The sequence below is a fragment of the Aestuariimicrobium soli genome, assembly GCF_051192575.1.
Taxonomy (GTDB): domain Bacteria; phylum Actinomycetota; class Actinomycetes; order Propionibacteriales; family Propionibacteriaceae; genus Aestuariimicrobium; species Aestuariimicrobium soli.
Window position 1 is genome coordinate 1 of the sequence record NZ_JBPJSQ010000005.1, and the last position, 21,320, is coordinate 21,320.

General features: G+C 69.3%; 19 protein-coding genes and 1 pseudogene. 9 read left to right on the forward strand and 11 right to left on the reverse strand.

What is annotated here, in order from left to right; genetic code table 11:
* The first annotated feature begins 192 nt into the window (after nt 1-192).
* The gene (locus tag ACSDQ9_RS06705; protein WP_435143774.1) at nt 193-1,272 is read left to right on the forward strand and encodes an IS30 family transposase; all 1,080 of its coding nucleotides are present in this window, start codon (nt 193-195) and stop codon (nt 1,270-1,272) included.
* 146 nt (nt 1,273-1,418) lie between these two features.
* On the opposite strand, the gene ACSDQ9_RS06710 is transcribed toward ACSDQ9_RS06705, so the two are convergent.
* On the reverse strand, nt 1,419-2,648 hold the full coding sequence (locus ACSDQ9_RS06710) for a glycine C-acetyltransferase (RefSeq protein ID WP_435145266.1): 1,230 nt from the start codon (nt 2,646-2,648) through the stop codon (nt 1,419-1,421).
* A 64-nt stretch (nt 2,649-2,712) separates the two neighbouring features.
* Entirely contained in the window at nt 2,713-3,741 is a 1,029-nt protein-coding gene (gene tdh, locus ACSDQ9_RS06715) for an L-threonine 3-dehydrogenase (RefSeq protein WP_435145268.1), read from the reverse strand.
* Nucleotides 3,742-3,849: 108 nt separating this feature from the next.
* On the opposite strand from tdh, the gene ACSDQ9_RS06720 reads away from it, so the two are divergent.
* The gene (locus ACSDQ9_RS06720; RefSeq protein ID WP_435145270.1) at nt 3,850-5,277 is read left to right on the forward strand and encodes an L-serine ammonia-lyase; all 1,428 of its coding nucleotides are present in this window, start codon (nt 3,850-3,852) and stop codon (nt 5,275-5,277) included.
* A gap of 66 nt (nt 5,278-5,343) precedes the next feature.
* On the opposite strand, the gene ACSDQ9_RS06725 is transcribed toward ACSDQ9_RS06720, so the two are convergent.
* On the reverse strand, nt 5,344-5,889 hold the full coding sequence (locus ACSDQ9_RS06725) for a hypothetical protein (RefSeq protein WP_435145272.1): 546 nt from the start codon (nt 5,887-5,889) through the stop codon (nt 5,344-5,346).
* Nucleotides 5,890-6,235: 346 nt separating this feature from the next.
* Here ACSDQ9_RS06725 and ACSDQ9_RS06730 point away from each other — a divergent pair, with 346 nt between their 5' ends.
* A complete protein-coding gene (locus ACSDQ9_RS06730) occupies nt 6,236-7,336 on the forward strand; it encodes an ABC transporter ATP-binding protein (RefSeq protein ID WP_435145274.1) in 1,101 nt (366 codons plus the stop codon).
* A gap of 88 nt (nt 7,337-7,424) precedes the next feature.
* Here the strand turns inward: ACSDQ9_RS06730 and ACSDQ9_RS06735 are convergent, their stop codons facing one another.
* The 7 genes and pseudogenes from ACSDQ9_RS06735 to ACSDQ9_RS06765 form a co-directional block, all read right to left on the reverse strand.
* Complete coding sequence (locus ACSDQ9_RS06735) at nt 7,425-8,006, reverse strand: rhodanese-like domain-containing protein (RefSeq protein WP_435145276.1); 582 nt, start codon at nt 8,004-8,006, stop codon at nt 7,425-7,427.
* Between the two features lie 23 nt (nt 8,007-8,029).
* Nucleotides 8,030-8,323: pseudogene (locus tag ACSDQ9_RS06740) on the reverse strand (hypothetical protein); the annotation flags it as partial.
* Between the two features lie 78 nt (nt 8,324-8,401).
* A complete protein-coding gene (gene efeB, locus ACSDQ9_RS06745) occupies nt 8,402-9,649 on the reverse strand; it encodes an iron uptake transporter deferrochelatase/peroxidase subunit (RefSeq protein WP_435145278.1) in 1,248 nt (415 codons plus the stop codon).
* Nucleotides 9,646-10,191: an EfeM/EfeO family lipoprotein gene (locus tag ACSDQ9_RS06750; protein ID WP_435145281.1), complete on the reverse strand. Its 546-nt coding sequence runs from the start codon at nt 10,189-10,191 to the stop codon at nt 9,646-9,648. Before ACSDQ9_RS06750 ends, efeB begins: the two co-directional genes overlap by 4 nt.
* Before the next feature lie 48 nt (nt 10,192-10,239).
* Nucleotides 10,240-10,821, reverse strand: coding sequence for a cupredoxin domain-containing protein (locus ACSDQ9_RS06755; protein WP_435145283.1), 582 nt, complete (start codon nt 10,819-10,821; stop codon nt 10,240-10,242).
* Nucleotides 10,822-10,855: 34 nt separating this feature from the next.
* Complete coding sequence (efeU, locus tag ACSDQ9_RS06760) at nt 10,856-11,719, reverse strand: iron uptake transporter permease EfeU (protein ID WP_435145286.1); 864 nt, start codon at nt 11,717-11,719, stop codon at nt 10,856-10,858.
* Between the two features lie 172 nt (nt 11,720-11,891).
* The gene (locus tag ACSDQ9_RS06765; protein WP_435145289.1) at nt 11,892-12,446 is read right to left on the reverse strand and encodes a GNAT family N-acetyltransferase; all 555 of its coding nucleotides are present in this window, start codon (nt 12,444-12,446) and stop codon (nt 11,892-11,894) included.
* Between the two features lie 151 nt (nt 12,447-12,597).
* Between ACSDQ9_RS06765 and ACSDQ9_RS06770 the strand changes: the two genes are divergently transcribed.
* From ACSDQ9_RS06770 to ACSDQ9_RS06780, 3 genes are all read left to right on the forward strand, one after another.
* Complete coding sequence (locus tag ACSDQ9_RS06770) at nt 12,598-13,764, forward strand: trans-sulfuration enzyme family protein (protein WP_435145292.1); 1,167 nt, start codon at nt 12,598-12,600, stop codon at nt 13,762-13,764.
* A gap of 215 nt (nt 13,765-13,979) precedes the next feature.
* Entirely contained in the window at nt 13,980-15,215 is a 1,236-nt protein-coding gene (locus ACSDQ9_RS06775) for a hypothetical protein (RefSeq protein ID WP_435145295.1), read from the forward strand.
* Between the two features lie 84 nt (nt 15,216-15,299).
* Nucleotides 15,300-16,685 carry a DUF4032 domain-containing protein gene (locus ACSDQ9_RS06780; RefSeq protein WP_435145298.1) on the forward strand — a complete coding sequence of 462 codons (1,386 nt, stop codon included), beginning with the start codon at nt 15,300-15,302 and terminating at the stop codon, nt 16,683-16,685.
* A gap of 18 nt (nt 16,686-16,703) precedes the next feature.
* Here the strand turns inward: ACSDQ9_RS06780 and ACSDQ9_RS06785 are convergent, their stop codons facing one another.
* Nucleotides 16,704-17,144, reverse strand: a complete 441-nt coding sequence (locus tag ACSDQ9_RS06785) for an RbsD/FucU family protein (RefSeq protein ID WP_435145301.1) — start codon at nt 17,142-17,144, stop codon at nt 16,704-16,706.
* 45 nt (nt 17,145-17,189) lie between these two features.
* Between ACSDQ9_RS06785 and cysS the strand changes: the two genes are divergently transcribed.
* From cysS to ACSDQ9_RS06800, 3 genes are all read left to right on the forward strand, one after another.
* Nucleotides 17,190-18,665, forward strand: a complete 1,476-nt coding sequence (gene cysS, locus ACSDQ9_RS06790) for a cysteine--tRNA ligase (protein ID WP_435145304.1) — start codon at nt 17,190-17,192, stop codon at nt 18,663-18,665.
* Nucleotides 18,665-19,606 carry a 23S rRNA (guanosine(2251)-2'-O)-methyltransferase RlmB gene (gene rlmB, locus ACSDQ9_RS06795; protein ID WP_435145307.1) on the forward strand — a complete coding sequence of 314 codons (942 nt, stop codon included), beginning with the start codon at nt 18,665-18,667 and terminating at the stop codon, nt 19,604-19,606. The genes cysS and rlmB overlap by 1 nt, the downstream gene beginning before the upstream one ends.
* Before the next feature lie 131 nt (nt 19,607-19,737).
* Nucleotides 19,738-21,207, forward strand: coding sequence for a glycine hydroxymethyltransferase (locus ACSDQ9_RS06800; RefSeq protein WP_435145310.1), 1,470 nt, complete (start codon nt 19,738-19,740; stop codon nt 21,205-21,207).
* Nucleotides 21,208-21,320: the final 113 nt, after the last annotated feature.

Consider the following 21,320-nt stretch of genomic DNA (forward strand, 5'->3'; position numbering starts at 1 on the left):
CAGGGTGGAGTCAGGGTGTCAGTGCAACACGTTGTTCGGAGGTGTTGCATGCGTCGTGGGAATCCGGGTTACCCGGGGTGGATGCGGGAGTGGGTGCTGTGGTTGGCGGCGTCGGGGTACTCGGCGCAGAGGGCCGCGGATCAGGTGGGTGTGAGCGCGGGGACGGCTGCTGGTTGGTTGCATGCTGCTGGCATGGATCTGAAGCGTGGTCGTCATGGCGGTCTGGTTGTTGAGGTCGAGGTTGTACGGCCGGTGCTGCCGCACCCGGCGCCGTCACACGGGGCCCGGTTGTCGTTGGCGGATCGGACGTTGATCCATGTCGGGTTGGTCCAGCGGTGGTCGTTACGGCGCATCGCCGGCCAGCTGGGGGTGTCGGCGTCGACGGTCAGCCGAGAGATCGCCCGCAACTCGACACCGACCGGGTATCGGGCTGAGGCTGCCGAGACCGCGGCCGCGGGCCGTCGGGGACGTCCGAAACGGTCAAGGTTGGACGATCCCGTGCTGCGGCAACGGGTCGTCGAGGGGTTGAACTCTCACTGGTCGCCCCGGCAGGTGTCGATCCGTCTGGCGGCGCAGCATGGCAAAGATGGTTCCGTGAGCCACGAGACGATCTACCAGGCCCTCTACGTCCAGGGCAGGGGTTCCCTGCGCGAGGAACTGAGGATCGACAAGGCACTGCGATCCGGACGGACCCACCGCATCCCCCACTCGAAGCTACCGCCCCGGACGGGACGACCATGGCTGCAGGGTCATCACATCTCCACACGACCGGCCGAGGCAGCCGATCGAGCGATCCCGGGCCACTGGGAGGGTGACTTGGTCCTCGGAGCACGCAACCAGACCGCCATCATCACCTTGGTCGAACGCGCCTCACGGTTCGTCCTGCTCCATCGGCTGCCCGACCAACACGACAGCACCACCGTTGTCGACGCGTTGATCGCCATGGCCGCCACCCTGCCAGCGCAGATGCAGATGAAGTCACTCACCTGGGACCAAGGATCCGAGATGGCCGAGCACCCCACGTTCAGCCTCGCCACCCACACCCAGGTCTACTTCTGCGACCCCCACAGCCCGTGGCAACGAGGCAGCAACGAGAACACCAACGGCCTGATCCGCGACTTCTGGCCAAAACCCACCGACTTCGCCCAGATCACCGACGCCGAGATCCTCCACGTCCAGAACCTCCTCAACGACCGACCCCGCGAAACTCTCAACGCCCTCACCCCACGTGAGAAACTGCAACAACTACTCACCGTTGCACTGACCGATTGAGACCACCCAGGAACCTTCATGCGAGTCCCACTCTTTCCTGGGAGTTTGCGGGTGATCCGGACGGAGTCTGCTCGATCCGGACGGAGTCTGCTCGATCCAGACGGAGTGTGCGGTTCCTGGACCGACGAAACCCGTTGGCGCGCGAATCAGGCGACCTGGTCGCGCGCCCGCTCGAACGCCGCCACCGCACGCTCGAGATCGGCCCGGGAGTGCCCGGCCGACATCTGCGTGCGGATCCGTGCCTTGCCCTTCGGCACCACCGGGTAGCTGAACGCGCGCACGTAGACACCGTCGGCCAGGATCAGATCGGCCATCCGGGCAGCCACCGCGGCGTCACCGATCATCACGGGCACGATCGCGTGGTCCGATTCCGGGATCTCGAAGCCGCGTCCCGTCATCTCGGCGCGGAACCACGCGGTGTTCTCGTTGAGCTTCTCCAACAGCCCGGACGACGACCCCAGCAGCTCCAGCACCGCCAGCGATGCGGCCGTGATGGCCGGTGCCAGCGAGTTCGAGAACAGATACGGACGAGACCGCTGCCGCAGCATCTCGACGATGCCGGCCCGGGCGGTGGTGTACCCGCCGGAGGCCCCGCCGAGCGCCTTGCCGAGGGTTCCGGTGACGATGTCCACGCGGCCCTGCACCCCGAACTTCTCCGGGGTGCCCGCCCCCGTCGGCCCGACGAAGCCGACGGCGTGGGAGTCGTCCACCATCACCAGGGCGTCGTACTCGTCCGCCAGCGCGCAGATCTCGTCGAGGGGGGCGACGTAACCGTCCATCGAGAACACGCCGTCGGTGGCGATCAGGCGGTAGCGGGCGTCCTTGGCGGCCTCGAGCTGGGCGCGCAGGTCGTCCAGATCGCGGTTCTTGTAGCGGTACCGGGCGGCCTTCGACAGGCGCACCCCGTCGATGATCGAGGCGTGGTTGAGCTCGTCAGAGATGATCGCGTCCTTGGCGCCGAGGAGCACCTCGAACAGCCCGCCGTTGGCGTCGAAACAGCTCGAGTAGAGAATGGTGTCACGCTCCCCCGACTCGACCGAGCCGGCGCCGTAGACGAAGTCGGCGAGAGCGCGCTCGAGCTCGGCGTGCTGGGTCTGCGTGCCGCAGATGAACCGCACCGAGGCCATCCCGAAGCCCCAGCGGTCGAGCGCGCCCTTCGCGGCGTCGATCAGCACCGGCGAATCGGCCAGCCCGAGGTAGTTGTTGGCGCACAGGTTGATCGCCTCGCCGCCCGGCCCGGCGGGGCTGGCGCCGACCCCGATGTGGGCCGACTGGGCGGTGGTGAGCGGCGCTTCGTCCTTGTAGAGGCCGTCGGCGCGCAGCTGGGTGAGCTGGTCGGCGAGGTCGGTCAGCAGGCGGTCGGAGGGGTTGGGCATGTCAGTTCTCCCAGAAGTCAGTCGGGCACGTTGTCATTCGGGCACGGGGTCATTCGGGCACGGGTCAGTCGGCCCAGGTCATGACGATCTTGCCCGACCCACCGGAGCGGGCGGCCTCGAACGCGGCGACGTGGTCGGTGTGGTCGAAACGGTTGGTGATGACGCCCGAGATGTCGAGCCCCGACTGCAGCAGCACCGCCATCGAGTACCAGGTCTCGAAGATCTCGCGGCCGTAGACGCCCTTCAGGGTGAGCATCGAGAACACCAGCTTCGAGAAGTCGATGGAGATGTCCTTGGACGGGATGCCCAGCATCGCGATGCGGCCGCCGTGGGTCATGTTGGCGATCATCTCGGTCAGCGCGGGCCCGGCCCCCGACATCTCCAGACCGATGTCGAAGCCCTCGCGCAGGTTGATGGTGTCCCAGACGTCGGCCACCCGCTCCCGACCGACGTTGATGGTGGTGTCGATGCCGAGGCGGCTGGCAAGGGCGAGGCGCTCGTCCGACAGGTCGGTGATCACGACGTGACGGGCACCGGCGTGCTTGGCGACCAGCGCGGCCATGATGCCGATCGGGCCGGCCCCCGAGACCAGTACGTCCTCGCCGAGCGGGTTGAACTGCAGCGCGGTGTGCACCGCATTGCCGAACGGGTCAAAGATGGCCGCGACGTCGGGGTCGACCGGGTACCGGTGCACCCAGATGTTGCTGGCGGGAATCGCGATGTACTCCGCGAAGGCCCCGTCGATCTGCACCCCGATGCCGCGCGTCTTGATGCACAGGTGACGCTTGCCGGCCAGACACGCGCGGCAGCGCCCGCAGACGAAGTGACCCTCGGCCGACACGAACTGGCCCACCTCGAGGTCGGTCACCGCCGAGCCCAACTCGACGATGTCGCCGCAGAACTCGTGGCCCACGATCAACGGGGCGGTGATGTTCGCCTGCGCCCACCCGTCCCACGCCTCGATGTGCAGGTCGGTGCCGCAGATGCCGGTGCGCCGCACCTTCACGAGCACGTCATTGGGGCCGACCATGGGCATCGGCACCTCGACCAGATCCAGTCCGGGTGCGGCGGTGGTCTTGACGAGTGCCTTCATCGTGCTCCTCAGCAGGTCGGGGCCCGGCGTGCGCGGGCAGGCCCACACCACCACACCCGGCGACCCGCTGTCATCTCAGCACCCGGGACGACTCACCACCACTGCGCGATGCGCGCTATCGCCGTTTGGGGCAGACTCCTTCCCGTGGTGGTCAGCGTCTTCGACATGTTCAAGATCGGCATCGGTCCCAGTTCCTCGCACACGGTGGGGCCGATGCGCGCGGCGCGCACGTTCGCGCTCGACTTGGCCGCGTCGTCCGACCTCGACGCCGTGACCCGGGTGAAGGCAGAGCTGTTCGGCTCCCTGGGTGCCACCGGGCACGGTCACGGATCCGAGGCGGCCGTGCTGCTCGGGCTCGAGGGCAACCGCCCCGAGACGGTCGACACCACCCGCACGGCGGCCCGCGTGGCCACCCTGCGCGAAACCAGAACCCTGCGGTTGGCGGGCGAGCGTGACCTGCCCTTCGCCGACGACGACCTCGTGATGTGGCGCAACCGGTCGCTGCCGGGCCACCCCAACGGCATGACGTTCACGGCCTGGGCAGGCGCCGAGGTGGTGGCCCAGCGCACCTTCTACTCCATCGGTGGCGGATTCGTGCTCGAGGGCACCCCCGAGGGCGGCATCAGTGTGGTGCCCGACCCGACGGTGGTGCCCCACCCGTTCCGCACCGGCGCCGACCTGCTCGCGGTCTGCTCCGACCACCGACTGACCATTCCCGAGGCCATGTGGGCCAACGAGCTCTCACGTCGTCCCGACCCGGCGACCGCTGCCGACGAGGTGCGCGCGGGGCTGCTGGAGATCTGGCGGGTGATGGTCGAATGCATTCACCACGGCACCACGACCACGGGCGTGCTGCCCGGCGGCCTGAAGGTGCGCCGGCGGGCCGCCCGCATGCTGCGAGACCTGGAGGCGCAGTCGTCATTGGCCGGACGAACCCCCGACCCGCTGGCGGGCATGGACTGGCTGACCCTGTGGGCGCTGGCCGTCAACGAGGAGAACGCCGCCGGCGGACGGGTGGTCACCGCCCCCACCAACGGCGCGGCCGGGATCATCCCCTCGGTGCTCAGCTACGTCACCCACTTCATTCGCGACGACGAGCAGGCGATCATCGACTTCCTGCTCACCGCCGGTGCGATCGGCAGCATCTACCAGCAGACCGCCTCGATCTCGGGGGCCGAGGTGGGTTGCCAGGGCGAGGTGGGCGTGGCCTGCTCGATGGCGGCCGCCGGTCTCACCCAGGTCAGGGGTGGGACGACCCAGCAGGTCTGCAATGCGGCCGAGATCGGGCTCGAGCACCACCTGGGCCTCACCTGCGACCCGGTGGGTGGGCTCGTCCAGATTCCCTGCATCGAGCGCAACGCGGTCGGGTCGATCAAGGCCGTCACGGCCTCCCGGCTGGCGCTGGCCGGCGACGGCACCCAGATCGTGAGTCTCGACCAGGTGGTCAAGACCATGATGCAGACGGGTCAGGACATGAAGACCAAGTACAAGGAGACGGCCCGCGGCGGCCTGGCGGTCAACATCGTCGAGTGCTGAGTCACCCGGCACGCCCGCGGGATCGGGCCTGCGGGATCAGGTCTGCGGGATCAGGTCTGGGGGGGATCAGGCCTGGGCGCTCCACCACAGACCTTGGGTGCGGGCACCCTTCCTCGAGCTGTCGAGGGAGACGTCGGTCAGCGCACCCTTCTCATCGGTGGCGAGCACCTGGCAGGCGGTGATCTGCTCACCCTTGGCCAGCTTGGCGGTGGTCTCGCTCGAGAAGCCCGGGCAGCCGTCGATGCCACCCATCACCACGTTGATCGTGGTCACCTTGCCCTTGCTGGCATCACCCGACCACTTGTAGGCGCTGAACGGGTAGGTGTAGTCGGCTGCGTACTTCCCTGAGGTCACCTTGGCGGTGTAGGTGACCAGGTAGAGCGACGCGTAGTCCTCCTTGAGCTGCACGTCTCCCAGCGCGCTCTTGGTGACCTCCTTGACTCCGATCACCGCCACGTCGAGCTTGGCATCGGTGCCCGAGCGGTCGTCCGCGACCTCGTAGGTGGCCGTCTGGCCGATGGCAAGGCTGTCAGGGGCGCCGCAGGCGGCGAGCATCAGGAGGGCGGTGGCACTGGCGGCAAGGGTGCGGCGCATGGTGGGGTCCTCATTCATCGAGGCGTCGTCACATGACAGACGGCGCGGTCAGGATATCGGCCCACCCGGTCACCCCACGGTGGCCGTCGGACGAGCCCCCCACCGGTCACGCCGCACTCTCCCCCACCGCCCACCCACCGGCCGGCGCGGTCGCGGGACGGCTCAGGTCACGCCCAGGTCTCGATTTTCGACAATGGGTGAGCACCCCTTGCGCCGGGCGCGCCCTGTGGCAGACTCCATCCCAGGAACCTGACCACCAGCCATGGGGACGGGCTCCCACAACTCAAGCGCCCCGAACGCGGGGCGCCGGAATTCCACTACGGATCGTCGGGCACGTACCTGCCCGTGGAGAGGATTGTCAGCAATGGCAACTGTGAGTTTCAAGGACGCCACGCGCGTCTACCCCGGCGCCGAGCGTGCCGCCGTCGACAAGCTGAACCTCGAGATCGGTGACGGCGAGTTCATGGTGCTCGTCGGCCCGTCGGGCTGTGGCAAGTCGACCTCGCTGCGCATGCTCGCCGGTCTGGAAGAGGTGAACGCCGGCGGCATCTTCATCGGTGACCGCGACGTGACCGACCTTCCGCCGAAGGACCGCGACATCGCGATGGTCTTCCAGAACTACGCTCTGTACCCGCACATGTCGGTCGCCGACAACATGGGCTTCGCCCTGAAGATGCAGAACGTCAACAAGGCCGAGCGCCAGAGCCGCGTGCTCGAGGCTGCCAAGCTGCTGGGCCTCGAGGAACTGCTCAACCGCAAGCCGAAGGCCCTCTCGGGTGGTCAGCGTCAGCGCGTCGCCATGGGCCGCGCCATCGTCCGCAACCCGCAGGTCTTCCTGATGGACGAGCCGCTGTCGAACCTCGACGCCAAGCTGCGCGTGCAGACCCGCACCCAGATCGCTGCCCTGCAGAGCCGCCTGGGCGTCACCACCGTCTACGTGACCCACGACCAGGTCGAGGCCATGACCATGGGTGACCGCGTGGCCGTCATGAAGGACGGCGTGCTGCAGCAGGTCGACACCCCGCTGGCCCTGTACGACACCCCGAAGAACCTGTTCGTGGCCGGCTTCATCGGTTCGCCCGCCATGAACCTGATCGAGGGCGAGCCCACCGAGGGTGGCGTCAAGATCGGCGACTACGTCGTTCCCGTCGCCCGCGAGGTGCTCGACAAGGCCAAGGGCGAGAAGACCCTCACCGTGGGCATCCGCCCCGAGGTCTTCAACCTCGCCGAGGACGGCCAGGACGGCATCGGCCTCGATGTCGCCGTGGTCGAGGAACTCGGCGCCGACGCCTACCTCTACGGCACCCTGTCGGGTCTGCCGGACGACCAGAAGCTGATCGCCCAGCAGATCGTGGCCCGCATCTCGAGCCGTCGCCCACCGCAGCGTGGCGCCCAGGTTCGCCTGTCGGTCGACCCGTCCCACATCCACGTGTTCTCCAACGAGACCCAGGACCGCATCTCCTGATCCGTTCCCGGCACGCCGTCAGAGGCCCTCGCTCCGATCGGAGCGGGGGCCTCTCCCGTTACCCGTCTCGCTCGGCAGCCCCGACCCGTCAGCGGGTGCCGTGGTCGGCGCACCAGATCTCGCCGGCGGCGGCGCAATCCGGGCAGGTGACCAAGCGTTCCCGGCAGGCGAGGTCGGCGCAGTTGTGCAGCCGGGCCGTCGGTGCACCGCAGCGGTGGCATCGTCCGATCACCTGCGGACGAGGGCCCACGTCGACCACCTCGCGGTTGTCGAAGACGGCCAGGGAGCCCTGCCACAGCCCGTCGTTTCCGAACTGGGCGCCGTACCCGACGATGCCGCCGTCGAGTTGGTAGACCTCGTCGAAACCGCGGTTGCGCATCAGCACCGTCAGCACCTCGCAGCGAATGCCGCCGGTGCAGTAGGTGACCACCGGACGATGCTTGAGGTGGTCGTAGGCGCCCGACTCGAGGGCCGCGACGAAGTCATGGGTGGTGCGGGTGGGCGGCACCACGGCGTCGCGGAAGCGCCCGACCTCGGCCTCGACGGCGTTGCGTCCGTCGAAGAAGACCAGGTCGTCGCGCTCGTCGGCCAGCGCGTTGACCTCGGCGGGGGTGAGCCTGGCTCCCCCTCCGGTGATGCCGTCGGCGGTGACCCGCACCTCGTCCGGCACCCGAAGCTGACGATCTCCAGACGATGCTTGACGCTGAGTCGGGGGAAGTCGCGGGAGAGGCCGTCGGCGTCGAGCCCGGTGCCCTCACTCCACTTCACGTCGAGGTCGGCGAAGGCCGGGTGGGCGCGGGTGCGCTTGAGGTACTGCTTGCAGTCGTCGACGGTGCCGCCCAGGGTGGCGTTGATGCCGTGCGGGCCGACGATCACGCGCCCACGCATCCGCCAGGCAGTGGCCAGCTCGAGTTGCCACAGCCGGATCGCCTCGGGGTCGGCGAGCGGGGTGAAGCGGTAGAACAGCAGAATCTTGGTGACGGCCACGGCTCATTCTCCCAGCCACCCATCGGCTCGGCAGAACGGGTGGAGCCCGGGGCGTGGAAGAACCACACCGGTCGCGACTCAGCTGAACAGCGCCTGACCCACGTACTCGCCGGCCATGATGCCCGGAGGCACCGCGAACAGGGCCGAGGCGCGGTGCTGCAGGTACTCCATCAGTGCGTCGGACTTCGACATCTTGGTCTGCATCGGCACGTACTGCGTGAGCGGGTTGCGCACGAAGCAGATGAAGAACAGCCCGGCGTCCATGCGGCCCAGGGCGTCGGAGCCGTCGATGTAGTTGTAGCCCCGGCGCAGCATTCTCACCCCGCCGTTGCGGGTCGGATGAGCCATGGCGACGTGCGAGTCGACGGGGACGAGTGGCTTGCCCTCACGCCCGGTGGTGGCGAAGTTGACGGGCGTGAACTCGGTGCCGCCCGACAGCGGCGCACCGCCGGCCCGATCGCGCCCGATCAGGTTCTCCTGCTCCCGCAGCGAGGTGCGATCCCACGTCTCCAGGATCATCGCGATCCGGCGGCTGACCAGGTACGACCCACCGGCGAGCCAGCTGGCCGCAGGATCATCGTCGTCGGCCACCCAGATGTGCTCGTCGAGGGCCTCGCTCTCCTCGGCCTTGACGTTGGCGGTGCCGTCCTTGAAGCCGAACAGGTTGCGGGGGGTGGCCTGGTCGGTCGAGGTGGACGAGGTGCGCCCGTAGCCCAGCTGTGACCAGCGCAACGCCACCGTGCCGAAGCCGATCCGCGCAAGGTTGCGGATGGCGTGCACGGCGACCTGCGGGTCGTCCGCGCAGGCCTGCACGCACAGGTCGCCGTTGCTGCGGGCGGGGTCGAGCTTGTCGGCCGCGAAGTGCGGCAGCGGCTGCAGGGCCCGCGGTTGACGGTCGGCGATGCCGAACCGGTCGCTCCCGGCGGCATCGCGGAACAGCGAGGGCCCGAACCCGATCGTGATGGTCAGGTGCGCGTGCGGCAGCCCCTCGGCCTCACCGGTGTCGGCGGGCGGAGCGTCGTACCCGCCGTCGAGGCCCGACACCGGCAACCCGCGCATCATCTCGTCGGCGGCCGTCGTCCACGCCTTCAGCAGCGCCACCAACGCCTCCCGCGAGGTGGTGGTCACGTCGAAGGCGGCGAAGTGCAGCCGATCCTGGGCCGGGGTGACGATGCCCGGCTGGTGGTCGCCGGCCAGGGCGTACGGGCCGTCCGGCTCGGGGGCGGTGAGCCGTTCGGCACCCAGGGTGCCACCCACCCCGGCGGCCAGTCCGACGCCGACAGCGGCGGCGCTGGTGCCGAACAGGCGACGACGGCTGACGCTCACTTCAGCACGGCTGCCGTGAGCTTCGACAGCGGCTCCGACAGGGCGTTCACCTGGTCGGAGAGGGCCTTGACCTCGGTCTTGTCGAGCTGGTCGTAGGTCTTCCAGCCGTCGCCCTGCTTGTGCGAGTCGAGCAGCTTCTGGGTGGCGGTGAACTGGGTCTCGAGCTGGGTGTCGAGCGCCGGATCCTTCACCTTGAGCACCGGCCGCAGGTTCTCCCACGCGACGCGCGCGCCGTCGAGGTTGCCCTGGAAGTCCCACAGATCGGTGTGCGAGAAGGCCTCCTCCTCGCCGGTCACCTTGCCGGTGGCCACCTCGTCCAGCAACGCCTTGGCGCCGTTGGCGATCTGGTCGACGGTGAAGGTCATCGAGCGGGTGCGCTCGTGCAGGGTCAGGGTGTCGGCGAGCAGCTGGTCGCCGATCTTCTTGCGCTGGTCGGCGGTCAGCTTGGTGTAACCGCTGGCGGGGGCCCACAGGTCCTTCTCGGCCACGTGCCAACCGGTCCACGCCTCGCCGTCGGCCACGTCGGCCTCACGCAGGTCCATGCGCGGGTCGAGGTCACCGAACGACTCGGCGACGGGCTCGATGCGCTCTCAGTGCAGGCGGGTCGCCGCGTACAGCTCTCGCGCCGTCTTCTCGTCGCCCGCGTTGAACGCGGTCACGAAGGCCTTGGTGCCCGCGAGCAGCTGGTCGGTCTGGTCCTTCACGTACAGCGAGTACTGCTGGTTGGCGGTGGCCACCAGCTTGTCGGTGTCGGGGTCGGACGAGGCCGACTGCCCCGAATCGGTGACCGTGAAGTCGGCGCGGATGCCGTCACCGACCATGCCCGGCTTGCACGCCGACAGGTAGCTGCCCGGCTGGGCCGCGAGCACCAGGTCGCGGGTGAGCCCAGGGCCGATGTTCTCGATCTCGCCGATGATGCGCAGCCCGTCACTGGCCAGCAGATAGAACTCGTTGACCTTGCTGCCCTTGTTGGTGACCGTGAAGGTCACGGTTCCCGAGGGTGCTTCGACGGACGAGAGCGTGCACTCGGTGTCGGTGGCGGTGACCGCGACGGCCCCCGATCCGGAGCCGGCGCGGTTGTCGGTGCACCCGGCGAGGGCGCCGATCAGCAGGGGCGCGGCGAGGGCCCCGGCCAGCAGGCGCGAGGAGGCTGGGGTGGTGGGCAGGGGCATGACGGGTCCAGTCTTGGGGTGAAGGAGGAGGGGCTCAGGAAGCGGTGGCGGCGCGGCCGGCGACCGCACTCGTGGCGGGCTTGCGTGTCGTCCGCTGGCTGCGCACGAACAGGGTCATCACCACGGCCACGTAGGCGACCCAGGCGATCACCTCGGCCCACGTGGGGGTCGGTGAGAAGTTGAAGATGCCCTTGGCGACCACCGCGGGCACGGAGTCGGGCGGGATCACGCCGCTGATGTCCCAGGCGTGGGCGTTGAGACCGGGCACGATGCCGGCCTCCTGCAGGTCGTGGATGCCGTAGGCCAACACTCCCCCGGCGATCAGCACCAGAATGGCGCCGGTCCAGCGGAAGAAGACGCCCAGGTTCAGCGAGAGAACCCCCTTGTAGCTCAGCCAGCTGAGCGCGACCGCGGTGGCGATGCCGAGCAGCGCGCCGACCAGCGGAGTGACCGCGGAGCCGCCGTTGGCGGCCGTGTTGGTGGCGGCCCACAGGAACAGGGCGGTCTCGAGTCCCTCGCGACCCACGGCGAGCACGGCCAGGGCGATCAGCCCACCGCGGGCCTGACCGGCTGCGGCCTTGTCGACGGCGGCGCGCAGTTCGCCCGAGAGTCCGCGGGCGGCCTTGGCCATCCACAGGATCATCCAGGTCACGAAGCCGGTCGCGATGATCGAGAGCACACCACCGATGGCCTCCTGGGCCTGCACGGTGAGGCCCTTGGGGCCGAACGTGAGGGCCGCGCCGAAGGCGAGCGAGACGGCGATCGCGATGGCGACACCCGCCCAGATCTTGCCGATCAGCGAGCGTCGGTCGGTCTTCACCAGCCAGGCGATGAGGATGACGACGACCAGCGAGGCCTCGAGACCTTCGCGCAGGCCGATCAGGTAGTTCGCCAGCATGGGCTGTCCTCCACGGAATCCGGGTCACCCATTAACGCGACGCAGGCATCGCCTTATTGAGCGAGGTAAGCCTAACCATGCTGGGCGGGCTGTCAAACCGGGTCTCGCGGTGGTGGAGTCGTCAGCCACCGGGCACGGGCCAGGGTCAGGGGCCGAGGGTCAGGTGCGCGGGTCAGGCGGGAGGCTGCAGTGCGATGGGAATGCCGGCGGGGTGAGGGTCGGTGACCAGCCGCGCCATCGCCACCACGTCGAACCGCTCCGACCCGTAGGCGAGCTTGGCCCGCTCGATCCCCTCCTGCACGAAGCCCGCGGCCAGCGCCACCCGACCCGAGGCCGGATTGTTCACCCGGTGACCCAGCTCCAGGCGGTGCAGCCCGAGGCCGGGGCCGGGGTTGGCGGGGGCCAGTGCCCAGTCGGCGACGGTCGCGGCCGCCCGCGACATCAGTCCGCGCCCGCGGCCGGGCTGCCCCACCCAGTAGTGGAACCAGCCGGTGCCGTGGTGTCGGTCGATGCCGCTCAGGCCCACACTGCCGAGGGCGACGCCGCGCTCGGTGAGGGCGAACAGGGCATTGCTGTCGAGCGTCGTCCAGTCGATCCACGATCGCGCGGCGGCCAGGTCGACCAGGTCGGGCAACTGGCGGTCGAGGTCGGGCGTGCTGCGGTACAGGCGCAGCAATGCCGGGGCATCGGCGTGGGTCCAGGGACGCAGCAGCAGGTCGTCGTTCATGGTGGCACCACCTTATTCGTGGCCTCCCTTCAGCCGCCTCCCTCCGCATCTGCCGCCTCTGGTCGCATCTGCCGCCGTTGCAACAGGGGGCAGACGTGACAAGGGGCGGCAGATGCGAGGGGGTACCGGCGGGTTGAGTAGAGTCCGGGCCATGAACGAGCACCCCGAGATCTCCCGTCTCACCCGCGGACTGCGCCATGGGCTGGGCACCGATCAGGGGCAGCGCGCGATCGTCCCCCCGTGGTACCCGTCGACCAACTACACCTTTGACGACCTGGGCCAACCCGGCGGTGACTACGACTACGGCCGCACCAAGAACCCCACCCGCACCCTGCTCGCCGAGGCGTTGACGACCCTCGAGGGCGGCTCCGGGTGCGTGGTCACCTCGTCCGGCATGGCGGCAGCGACCCTGGCCGTGATCGGCACCGTGCCCACCGGCGGACGAGTGGTCGCGACCCACGATCTCTACGGGGGCACCTGGCGGCTGCTCCAGCGGTTCGCCGACCAGGGGCGGCTGGTGGTGGACTTCGTTGACCTCACCGACCTCGAGCTGGCCCGCGAGGCTCTCGGCTCCCCCGCCGACCTGTTGTGGATCGAGACCCCATCCAACCCGCTGCTCAGGATCAGCGACATCGCGGCCCTCGCCGACCTCGGCCATGCGGCCGGCGCCACGGTGCTCGTCGACAACACGTTCTGCTCACCGCTGTTGCAGCAGCCGATCGACCACGGCGCCGACCTGGTGATGCACTCGGCCACCAAGTTCATCAACGGCCACTCCGACGTGATCGCCGGTGCCCTGATCAGCGCCGACCAGACCCGCCACGACGACCTGGCCGGGTGGGCGAACACCCTGGGGGTGACGGGGTCGTCGTTCGACGCCTGGCTGACCCTGCGCGGCCTGCGCACCCTCGAGGCGCGCCAGCGGGTGCACGAGGAAAACGCGCTGGCCGTCGTCGCCCTGCTCACCGAGCACCCGGCCGTCAGCGCCGTGCACCACCCGAGCATCCCGACCCACCCGGGGCACGAACTCGCCCGCCGCCAGCAGGCCGGGTTCGGATCGCTGGTCAGCTTCGACCTCTCCGGCGGACGAGCCGCAGCCTCGACCATGGTGCGGCACCTGCGCTGCTTCGACCTGGCCGAGTCGCTCGGCGGGGTCGAGTCGCTGGTCGCCCACCCGGCCTCCATGACCCATGCCGCCATGCCCGAAGACGTGCTCTCGTCCGCGGGAATCACGCCGGGACTGCTGCGCTTGAGCGTGGGCATCGAACCCACGGACGACCTCGTGGCCGACCTGCGCTACGCCCTCGACCAGCTCTGAGCACTCCTCTCGGAACATGACAACGTTGTCATGAATTCGAGTGACAACGTTGACACTGGCGTGGAACACCGCCAGAGTGGAACCCGACGAGCCCTCCCCGGTCACGATGGGGACCCCGGGCCCGTGAGCACCTCCCACCAGCAATGACGCGTGGCCCGTGGCACGTTGCCCCGATCGGGACGACGGCGCGGGTCGAGAGGAAAGGCACTCCCCCCATGACCACGAACTCCGCCGCACGCTCGCGCCCATCGGCGCGGCCGTCATCGACCCCCATCCGTTCCCGCAGGCTCGGACTGGGCACGGCCGTCCTGGCCTGCGCGGCCAGCCTCGCCCTGATCGCGACGGCCTCGCCCGCCACGGCCCAGTCGGGTTCAGCAGGGTCGGCCACCGCCGAGTCCTTCGCCGCCTGCACCGGGGGCGGCACCGCCCCGACCCTCAAGCCCACCGCCACCGCCAACACCGCACTCACCGAGGCCTTCCGGCAGTTCGGCAACTCCGGCGGCGGCTGGGACAACCATCGCGGCTGGGCGGCCTCCGACGGGGTCTACTCCGCCGAACTGCCCGGCCACCAGGTGGTCTGGCTGATGAATGACACCTTCCTGGGTCCCGTCAACTCCGACGAGAGCATGACCAGCCCGGGCTTCATCCACGGTTCGATCCTGCCCGCGACCGACGAGGGCGTGCCGATCACCACGATCACCGGCGGCACCCAGGAGGCACCCGAGTCGATCGCCTCTCCCCCCGACTCGGTCAACGGCGACCCCTGGTACTGGAATGCCGACGGCATCGTCGACGGCGGCCAGCTGCGGGTCTTCCAGGGCCGGATCGGCATGACCGACGGCACCCCGCCGTGGAACTTCGGCTGGCTCGGCTCCGACATCGTCACCTACACCAGCGACTTCAAGGTCGAGAAGGTCACCCGCACCTACGGCGAGCCCGGCGGGGTCAACTGGGGCAACGAGGTGATCCGCTGCGGCGGCTACCTCTACATCTACGGGCTCAAGGACAGCGTCATGCACCTGGCCCGCGCCCGCGTCGGCCACCTGATCGACCACGACTGGCAGTTCTGGACCGGTGAGGGTTGGTCGGACGACGAGCACGCCTCCGCGCCGATCCTGCCCGACCTGGGCGCCTCGTACAGCGTCACCCCGATGGCTGGCCAGTTCGTCCTCACCACCACCGCGGCCGGCATCTTCACCGACCACCGGGTCTACGTGGCGACGGCTCCGACCCCGTACGGACCCTTCAGTGACCGGGTCGCCGTCTACACCGCCCCCGAGGGCGGGCAGGGCAACCTGTACGCGCCGTACAACGTGGCCGCGCACCCGACGATCAGCAAGCCGGGCGAGTTGGTGATCTCGTACAACGTCAACAGCGGCGTCGGCGATGACCTGCTGGCCAACGCCAACAACAATCGACCGCGGTTCGTGACGATCAGCTTCGGTCTCTGACCGGAGTCCATCCCCGACGCGACCACGGCCTCGTCCGGCTTCGGCTGGGGCGAGGTCGTGGGTCGGGGATGACACAATGGGCCCGTGCCACGCTTCCTGTCCGCCCGACCCGACACCCGGCTGGTGCCACTGCCGTGGGGCACACCCCTCGCGGAGTGGCCGACGACGCGTCTCGTCGCGCTACCACGAGGCATTTCGCGGCACGTGGTGCGCTTCATCAAGGTGGGCGACGCGGTGTACGCGGCCAAGGAGGTCATCGAACACCTGGCCCTCCACGAGTACCGGCTGCTGCACGACCTGAAGCGGCTCGGTGCCCCCGGGGTCGAGCCCGTCGGGGTGGTGACCGGTCGGGTTGATGCCGACGGACTGCCCCTCGACCCGGTGCTCATCACCCGCCACCTGCAGTTCTCGCTGCCCTACCGCTCGCTGTTCCACTCGGGTGTGAGGCACGACACGGTGATGCGGCTGATCGATGCGCTGGTGGTGCTGATGGCTCGCCTGCACCTGCTCGGCTTCCTGTGGGGTGACATCTCGCTGTCGAACGTGCTCTTCCGCCGCGATGCCGAGGAGTTCGCCGCCCACCTCGTCGACGCCGAGACCGGCGAACTGCACGAGGTGCTCACCAAGGGTCAGCGCGAGCACGACCTCACCATCGCCCGCACCAACATCTTCGGCGAGTTCTGCGACCTCGAGGCCGGCGGCCTGCTCGCCGAGTCGCTCGACCCGCTGGCCCTGGTCGACACCATCGAGAACCGCTACCGCGAGCTGTGGGCCGAACTCACCGAGTGGGAGGAGTTCCCCGGTTCCGAGATCGGACGAGTCGAGGGTCGCGTGCGGCGCCTCAACGCCCTCGGCTTCGACGTGGCCGAACTCGCCATCAACACCTCGCCCAGCGGGGACCGGATCAGCATCCAGCCCAAGGTGGTCGACGCCGGCCACCACTCGCGACGACTGCTGCGGCTGACCGGACTCGACACCGAGGAGAACCAGGCCCGGCGGCTGCTCAACGACCTGGACACCTACCGGGCGCGCACCGGCCAGTCACACCTTGACGAGGCCGTGATCGCCCACCAGTGGCTCACCCAGGTGTTCGAACCGGTGCTCGACCAGGTGCCGCAGGACCTCAAGGGCAAGCGCGAGAACGCCCAGATCTTCCACGAGGTGCTCGACTACCGCTGGTACGAGGGGCAGCACCAGAACCGCGAGGTGCCGCTGATCGAGGCGGCCCGCGGATACGTCAGCGACGTGCTCTCGAAGTTGCCCGACGAGGTGATGAGCCCCGACTCGATGATCCAGGTCTCCGACGGCAGCCAGCTGAAACTGCACAACCCGTACGACCCCTCCGAGGGGTTCGCCGACCCCGACTACGAGCGGCCGGTCGACCCCTGGGAGCAGGAGGCCGAAGACATCGATCTGGTTGCGGCCTCCCGGCTCGACATCAATGCCCTGCGGGCGAAGGCCAAGAAGTGATCCACCGCTCGGGCGGGGTCAGGGCACCCCGAGCGTGAGCAGCAGGTTGGCGTAGGGACGCACCTCGCCGGTGGCGATCACCAGGGCCACGTCGCGCTGCCAGCACGCCTCGTAGAAGGCCATCCGCTCGACGCCCTCCCAGGTCACCTCACGCCCACCCCAGTGACGGTGGTCGGCCAGCAGCCCGCGGTAGTCACCCACGGCCGGCGACTCCCCGCCGGGCGCCTCGGGATCGGCCATGAACGCGGCCGCCTCGATGAAGCAGGCCTCGGCGACCAGAGCGACGATCTGCGCCGCCGGCACCGTGCCCGGGGTGAGGTTCAGGTGCACCCGTGGCACGGCAGGATCGGCTCCGGTGGCGTGGGGAAACAGGGCGTCGGCGATGAGCACCTGCGACCCGTGGCCACAGCGGGCCAGTCCGGCGAGCAGGTCGGGATGCAGGATGGGCGTGCGCAGCATGCCAGCGAGCGTAGTCGTGGGGCTGTCGTCCCCTAGAATCCTCGGGTGACCTTCCGCCTGTACGACACCGCCACGCGTGGCATCCGCGACTTCGAACCCCTCGTCGAGGGACAGGTGTCGATCTACCACTGCGGACTCACCGTGCAGTCGAGCCCGCACCTGGGACACATCCGCAAGGAGGTGGTCTTCGACGTGCTGCGTCGGTGGCTGACCCACAGCGGCTACGAGGTGACCGTCGTCGCGAACGTCACCGACATCGACGACAAGATCCTCGCCAAGTCGGCCGAGCGCGGGGTGCCGTGGTTCGCCCACGCCTATGAGTTCGAGAACGAACTGCACGCCGCCTACGCCTCGCTCGGCTGCCTTCCCCCCACCTACGAGCCGCGCGCGACCGGGCACATCCCCGAGATGGTCGAGCTGATCGGCGAGCTGATCGAGCGCGGCCACGCCTACCCGGCCCCCGACGATTCGGGCGACGTCTACTTCGATGTCGCCTCCTGGCCCCGCTACGGCGAGTTGTCGGGCCAGAAGGTCGACGAGATGGAGCCCGCCGAGGACGCCGACCCACGCGGCAAGCGCGATCCCCGCGACTTCGCGCTCTGGAAGGGGCACAAGCCGGACGAGCCCGCGACCGCCTCGTGGCCGAGCCCGTGGGGGCGCGGTCGTCCGGGGTGGCACATCGAGTGCTCGGCGATGGCCGGGAAGTACCTGGGCGACACCTTCGACATCCACGGCGGCGGCATCGATCTGCGCTTTCCCCACCACGAGAACGAGTTGGCCCAGTCGGCGGCCGCCGGTCGCGGCTTCGCCCGCTACTGGATGCACAACGCCTGGGTCACGATGGCCGGCGAGAAGATGTCGAAGTCGCTGGGCAACACCGCCCGAGTCTCCGAGGTCACGGCCACCTACGACCCGCGGGCCGTCCGGTTCTTCCTGGTCGCCCCGCACTACCGCTCGATGATCGAGTTCTCGGCATCGGACGAAGCCACCCGCGGTTCTCTCGACGAGGCCTCGAAGGCGATCGAGCGCATCGACGGCTTCCTGGAGCGGGCCTCGGCGGCGATCATGGCCGCCCAGTCCGCCGGGGTCGAGGTGGCCGCCGGCCGGGGCACCGCCCAGCGCGATGAGTTCAGCCGCAGCATGGACGACGACCTGGGCACCCCCGGCGCCGTCGCCGCCCTGTTCGGGGCCGTCACCGCAGGCAACCGCGCCCTGGCTTCGGGCGATGTGCAGGCCGTCGCCGATCACAGCATGGCGGTGCGGTTCATGCTCGAGGTGCTGGGGCTGAACCCGCTGGCGCCCGAATGGGCTCACCTGTCACGCCAGGCGTCGTCCGATCTCGAACCGGTCGTCGACGGGCTCGTGCAGGCGATGCTCACCCAACGCGCCGAGGCGCGGGCCCACAAGGACTGGGCCGCCGCCGACGCGATTCGTGACACGCTGGCCGGATTGGGACTCACGATCACCGACACCCCACAGGGCGCCACCTGGGCGCTCGACCAGGAACGGAAGAAGCACTGATGGCCGGCAATTCCTCGCGTCGCGGCGCGACCACCAAGGGCAAGAACAAGGCTGCCGGCTCCGGGGGGCGCATCCGTCGCTCGCTGGCCGGTCGCGGGCCGACGCCGAAGGCCGAGGACCGCACCTATCACAAGGCGCACAAGGCCAAGCAGGCAGCCGAGAAGCGGCAGGCGTCGCGTCCGAAGACGACGCGCACTGCGACGGCCGCGGACTGGGTGATCGGGCGCAACCCGGTCTTCGAGGCGCTGGAGGCCGGGCTGCCGGTGCGCCGGGCCTACATCGCCGAGGGTGCGGAGCGCGACGACCGGCTGCGCGAGATCTTGAAGTTCACCGCCGAGAACTCGATTCCCATGCTGCAGGTCACGCGAGCAGAACTCGACCGGATGACCGGCGGGCTCGCCCATCAGGGCGTGGCCGTGCAGTTGCCGACCTTCGAGTACCTGCACCCCGATGACCTGCTGGCCACCACGGTCGAGTCGGACACCGAGGGGTTGATCGTCGCTCTCGACGGCATCACCGACCCCCGCAACCTGGGCGCCATCGTGCGCTCGGCCGCGGCCTTCGGGGCGCATGGGGTGCTGATTCCGGAGCGTCGCTCGGCGGGCATGAATGCCGCCGCGTGGAAGACCTCGGCGGGGGCCGCGGCGCGCATTCCGGTGGCGATGGCGGGCAACCTCAACCGGGCTCTGGGCACCTTCGCCAAGGCTGGTTTCACGATCGTGGGTCTGGCCGGCGAGGCCGACACCGACATCTCGGGAGTGCCGGGGGCCGATGGCCCGGTGGTGCTGGTGGTGGGCTCCGAGGGCGAGGGCCTGAGCCGGCTGGTGCGCGAGAACTGTGACGTGCTGGCCACCATTCCGATCGGCAGCGAGGTCGAGTCGCTGAATGCCTCGGTGGCGGCCTCGATCGCGCTCTACGAGGTCATGCGCCTGCGCGGATGAGGCAAAAGTGACTGCTCGTCGCCGATGAGGGCCGCTGTGGGGCGCTGGTCGGGCTCGGGCAGTCATGTTTGCCGCACTGCGGGGTTCGACATCGGGCGAGGAGGGCTGTCGGCTGGCAGTAGATTGACCCCATAGCCCCGACAGCCCGCAAGGAGTCCCGCGTGTCCGACGTCAACACCCAGCTGAGCAGCGCCTACCAGACCATCCTTTCCGTGATCGAGCAGGTCGAGCCGCGGATCGCGCAGGCAACCCGGCAGGAGCTCACCGATCAGCGTGAGTCGCTCAAGCTGATCGCGAGCGAGAACTACGCCTCGCTGCCGGTGCTGGCCACGATGGGCACCTGGTTCAGCGACAAGTACGCCGAGGGCACCGTCGGCCACCGCTTCTACGCCGCCTGCCAGAACGTCGACACCGTCGAGTCGGTGGCCGCCGAGCATGCGCGGGAATTGTTCGGCGCCGAGTACGCCTACGTGCAGCCCCACTCGGGCATCGACGCCAACCTGGTGGCCTACTGGGCGATCCTGGCGCAGCGCATCGAGTCTCCGGCGCTGGAGAAGCTCGGCGCCAAGACGGTCAACGACCTCTCCGAGGACGACTGGGAGACCCTGCGCAAGACCTTCGGTGAACAGCGCGTCATGGGCATGTCGCTCGACGCCGGCGGCCACCTCACCCACGGTTTCCGCCACAACATCTCGGGCAAGATGTTCCATCAGCGCTCCTACGGCACCGACCCCGAGACCCAGCTGATCGACTACGACAAGCTGCTCGCCGACGCCCGCGAGTTCAAGCCGCTCATTCTGATCGCCGGCTACTCCGCCTACCCCCGTCGTGTCGACTTCGCCAAGATGCGCGAGATCGCGGACGAGGTGGGCGCCACCCTGCTCGTCGACATGGCCCACTTCGCGGGTCTGGTGGCGGGCAAGGTGTTCACCGGCAACGAGGACCCGGTGCCGCACGCCCACGTCGTCACCACCACCACCCACAAGTCGCTGCGCGGCCCGCGCGGTGGCATGGTGCTGGCCACGAGTGAGTTCGCCGGTGCCGTCGACCGCGGCTGCCCGATGGTGCTCGGTGGCCCGCTGTCGCACATGATGGCCGCGAAGGCCGTGGCGCTGGCCGAGGCCCGCACCGAGTCGTTCCAGACCTACGCCCAGAACGTGGCCTCGAACGCCAAGTCGCTGGCCGAGGGATTCCTCAAGCGTGGGCAGAAGCTGGTCACCGGCGGCACCGACAACCACCTGGTGCTGCTCGACGTCGGCCAGTACGGCCTCACCGGTCGCCAGGCCGAGTCGGCCCTGCTCGATGCCGGCGTGGTGTCGAACCGCAACTCCGTGCCCCAGGACCCCAACGGGGCCTGGTACACCACCGGTGTGCGGCTGGGCACCCCGGCGCTGACCTCGCGCGGCTTCGGCGCCGACGACTTCGACCGCGTGGCCGAGCTGATCGTCGACGTGCTGTCGAACACCACCCCGACCGCCACCGCGTCGGGCGCCCCGGGCAAGGCCAAGTACTCGATCGCCGACGGGGTGGCCGAGCGCACCAAGGCCGCCGCCGCGGAAATGCTGACGGCGCACCCGCTCTACCCCGGGCTCGAGCTCTGAGCGGAGCCGTCCTCCGCTTGCACTGATCCGAAACGGCGTCACCGTGGGGGGTTTTTTCCCTGGGTGGGAAGAAACCCCAGGGGGGAGACGTTTTTGTTTTGTGTGTGGGGGGG

Coding starts and splice junctions, on each gene's coding strand:
- ACSDQ9_RS06720 (WP_435145270.1), top strand. CDS start 3,850: ATGCGCGCTATCGCCGTTTGGGGCAGACTCCTTCCCGTGGTGGTCAGC.
- ACSDQ9_RS06730 (WP_435145274.1), top strand. CDS start 6,236: ATGGCAACTGTGAGTTTCAAGGACGCCACGCGCGTCTACCCCGGCGCC.
- ACSDQ9_RS06785 (WP_435145301.1), bottom strand. CDS start 17,144: ATGCTGCGCACGCCCATCCTGCATCCCGACCTGCTCGCCGGACTGGCC.
- ACSDQ9_RS06775 (WP_435145295.1), top strand. CDS start 13,980: ATGACCACGAACTCCGCCGCACGCTCGCGCCCATCGGCGCGGCCGTCA.
- ACSDQ9_RS06725 (WP_435145272.1), bottom strand. CDS start 5,889: ATGAATGAGGACCCCACCATGCGCCGCACCCTTGCCGCCAGTGCCACC.
- rlmB (WP_435145307.1), top strand. CDS start 18,665: ATGGCCGGCAATTCCTCGCGTCGCGGCGCGACCACCAAGGGCAAGAAC.
- ACSDQ9_RS06710 (WP_435145266.1), bottom strand. CDS start 2,648: ATGCCCAACCCCTCCGACCGCCTGCTGACCGACCTCGCCGACCAGCTC.
- ACSDQ9_RS06750 (WP_435145281.1), bottom strand. CDS start 10,191: ATGGACCTGCGTGAGGCCGACGTGGCCGACGGCGAGGCGTGGACCGGT.
- ACSDQ9_RS06765 (WP_435145289.1), bottom strand. CDS start 12,446: ATGAACGACGACCTGCTGCTGCGTCCCTGGACCCACGCCGATGCCCCG.
- tdh (WP_435145268.1), bottom strand. CDS start 3,741: ATGAAGGCACTCGTCAAGACCACCGCCGCACCCGGACTGGATCTGGTC.
- ACSDQ9_RS06755 (WP_435145283.1), bottom strand. CDS start 10,821: ATGCCCCTGCCCACCACCCCAGCCTCCTCGCGCCTGCTGGCCGGGGCC.
- efeU (WP_435145286.1), bottom strand. CDS start 11,719: ATGCTGGCGAACTACCTGATCGGCCTGCGCGAAGGTCTCGAGGCCTCG.
- ACSDQ9_RS06705 (WP_435143774.1), top strand. CDS start 193: ATGGATCTGAAGCGTGGTCGTCATGGCGGTCTGGTTGTTGAGGTCGAG.
- ACSDQ9_RS06770 (WP_435145292.1), top strand. CDS start 12,598: ATGAACGAGCACCCCGAGATCTCCCGTCTCACCCGCGGACTGCGCCAT.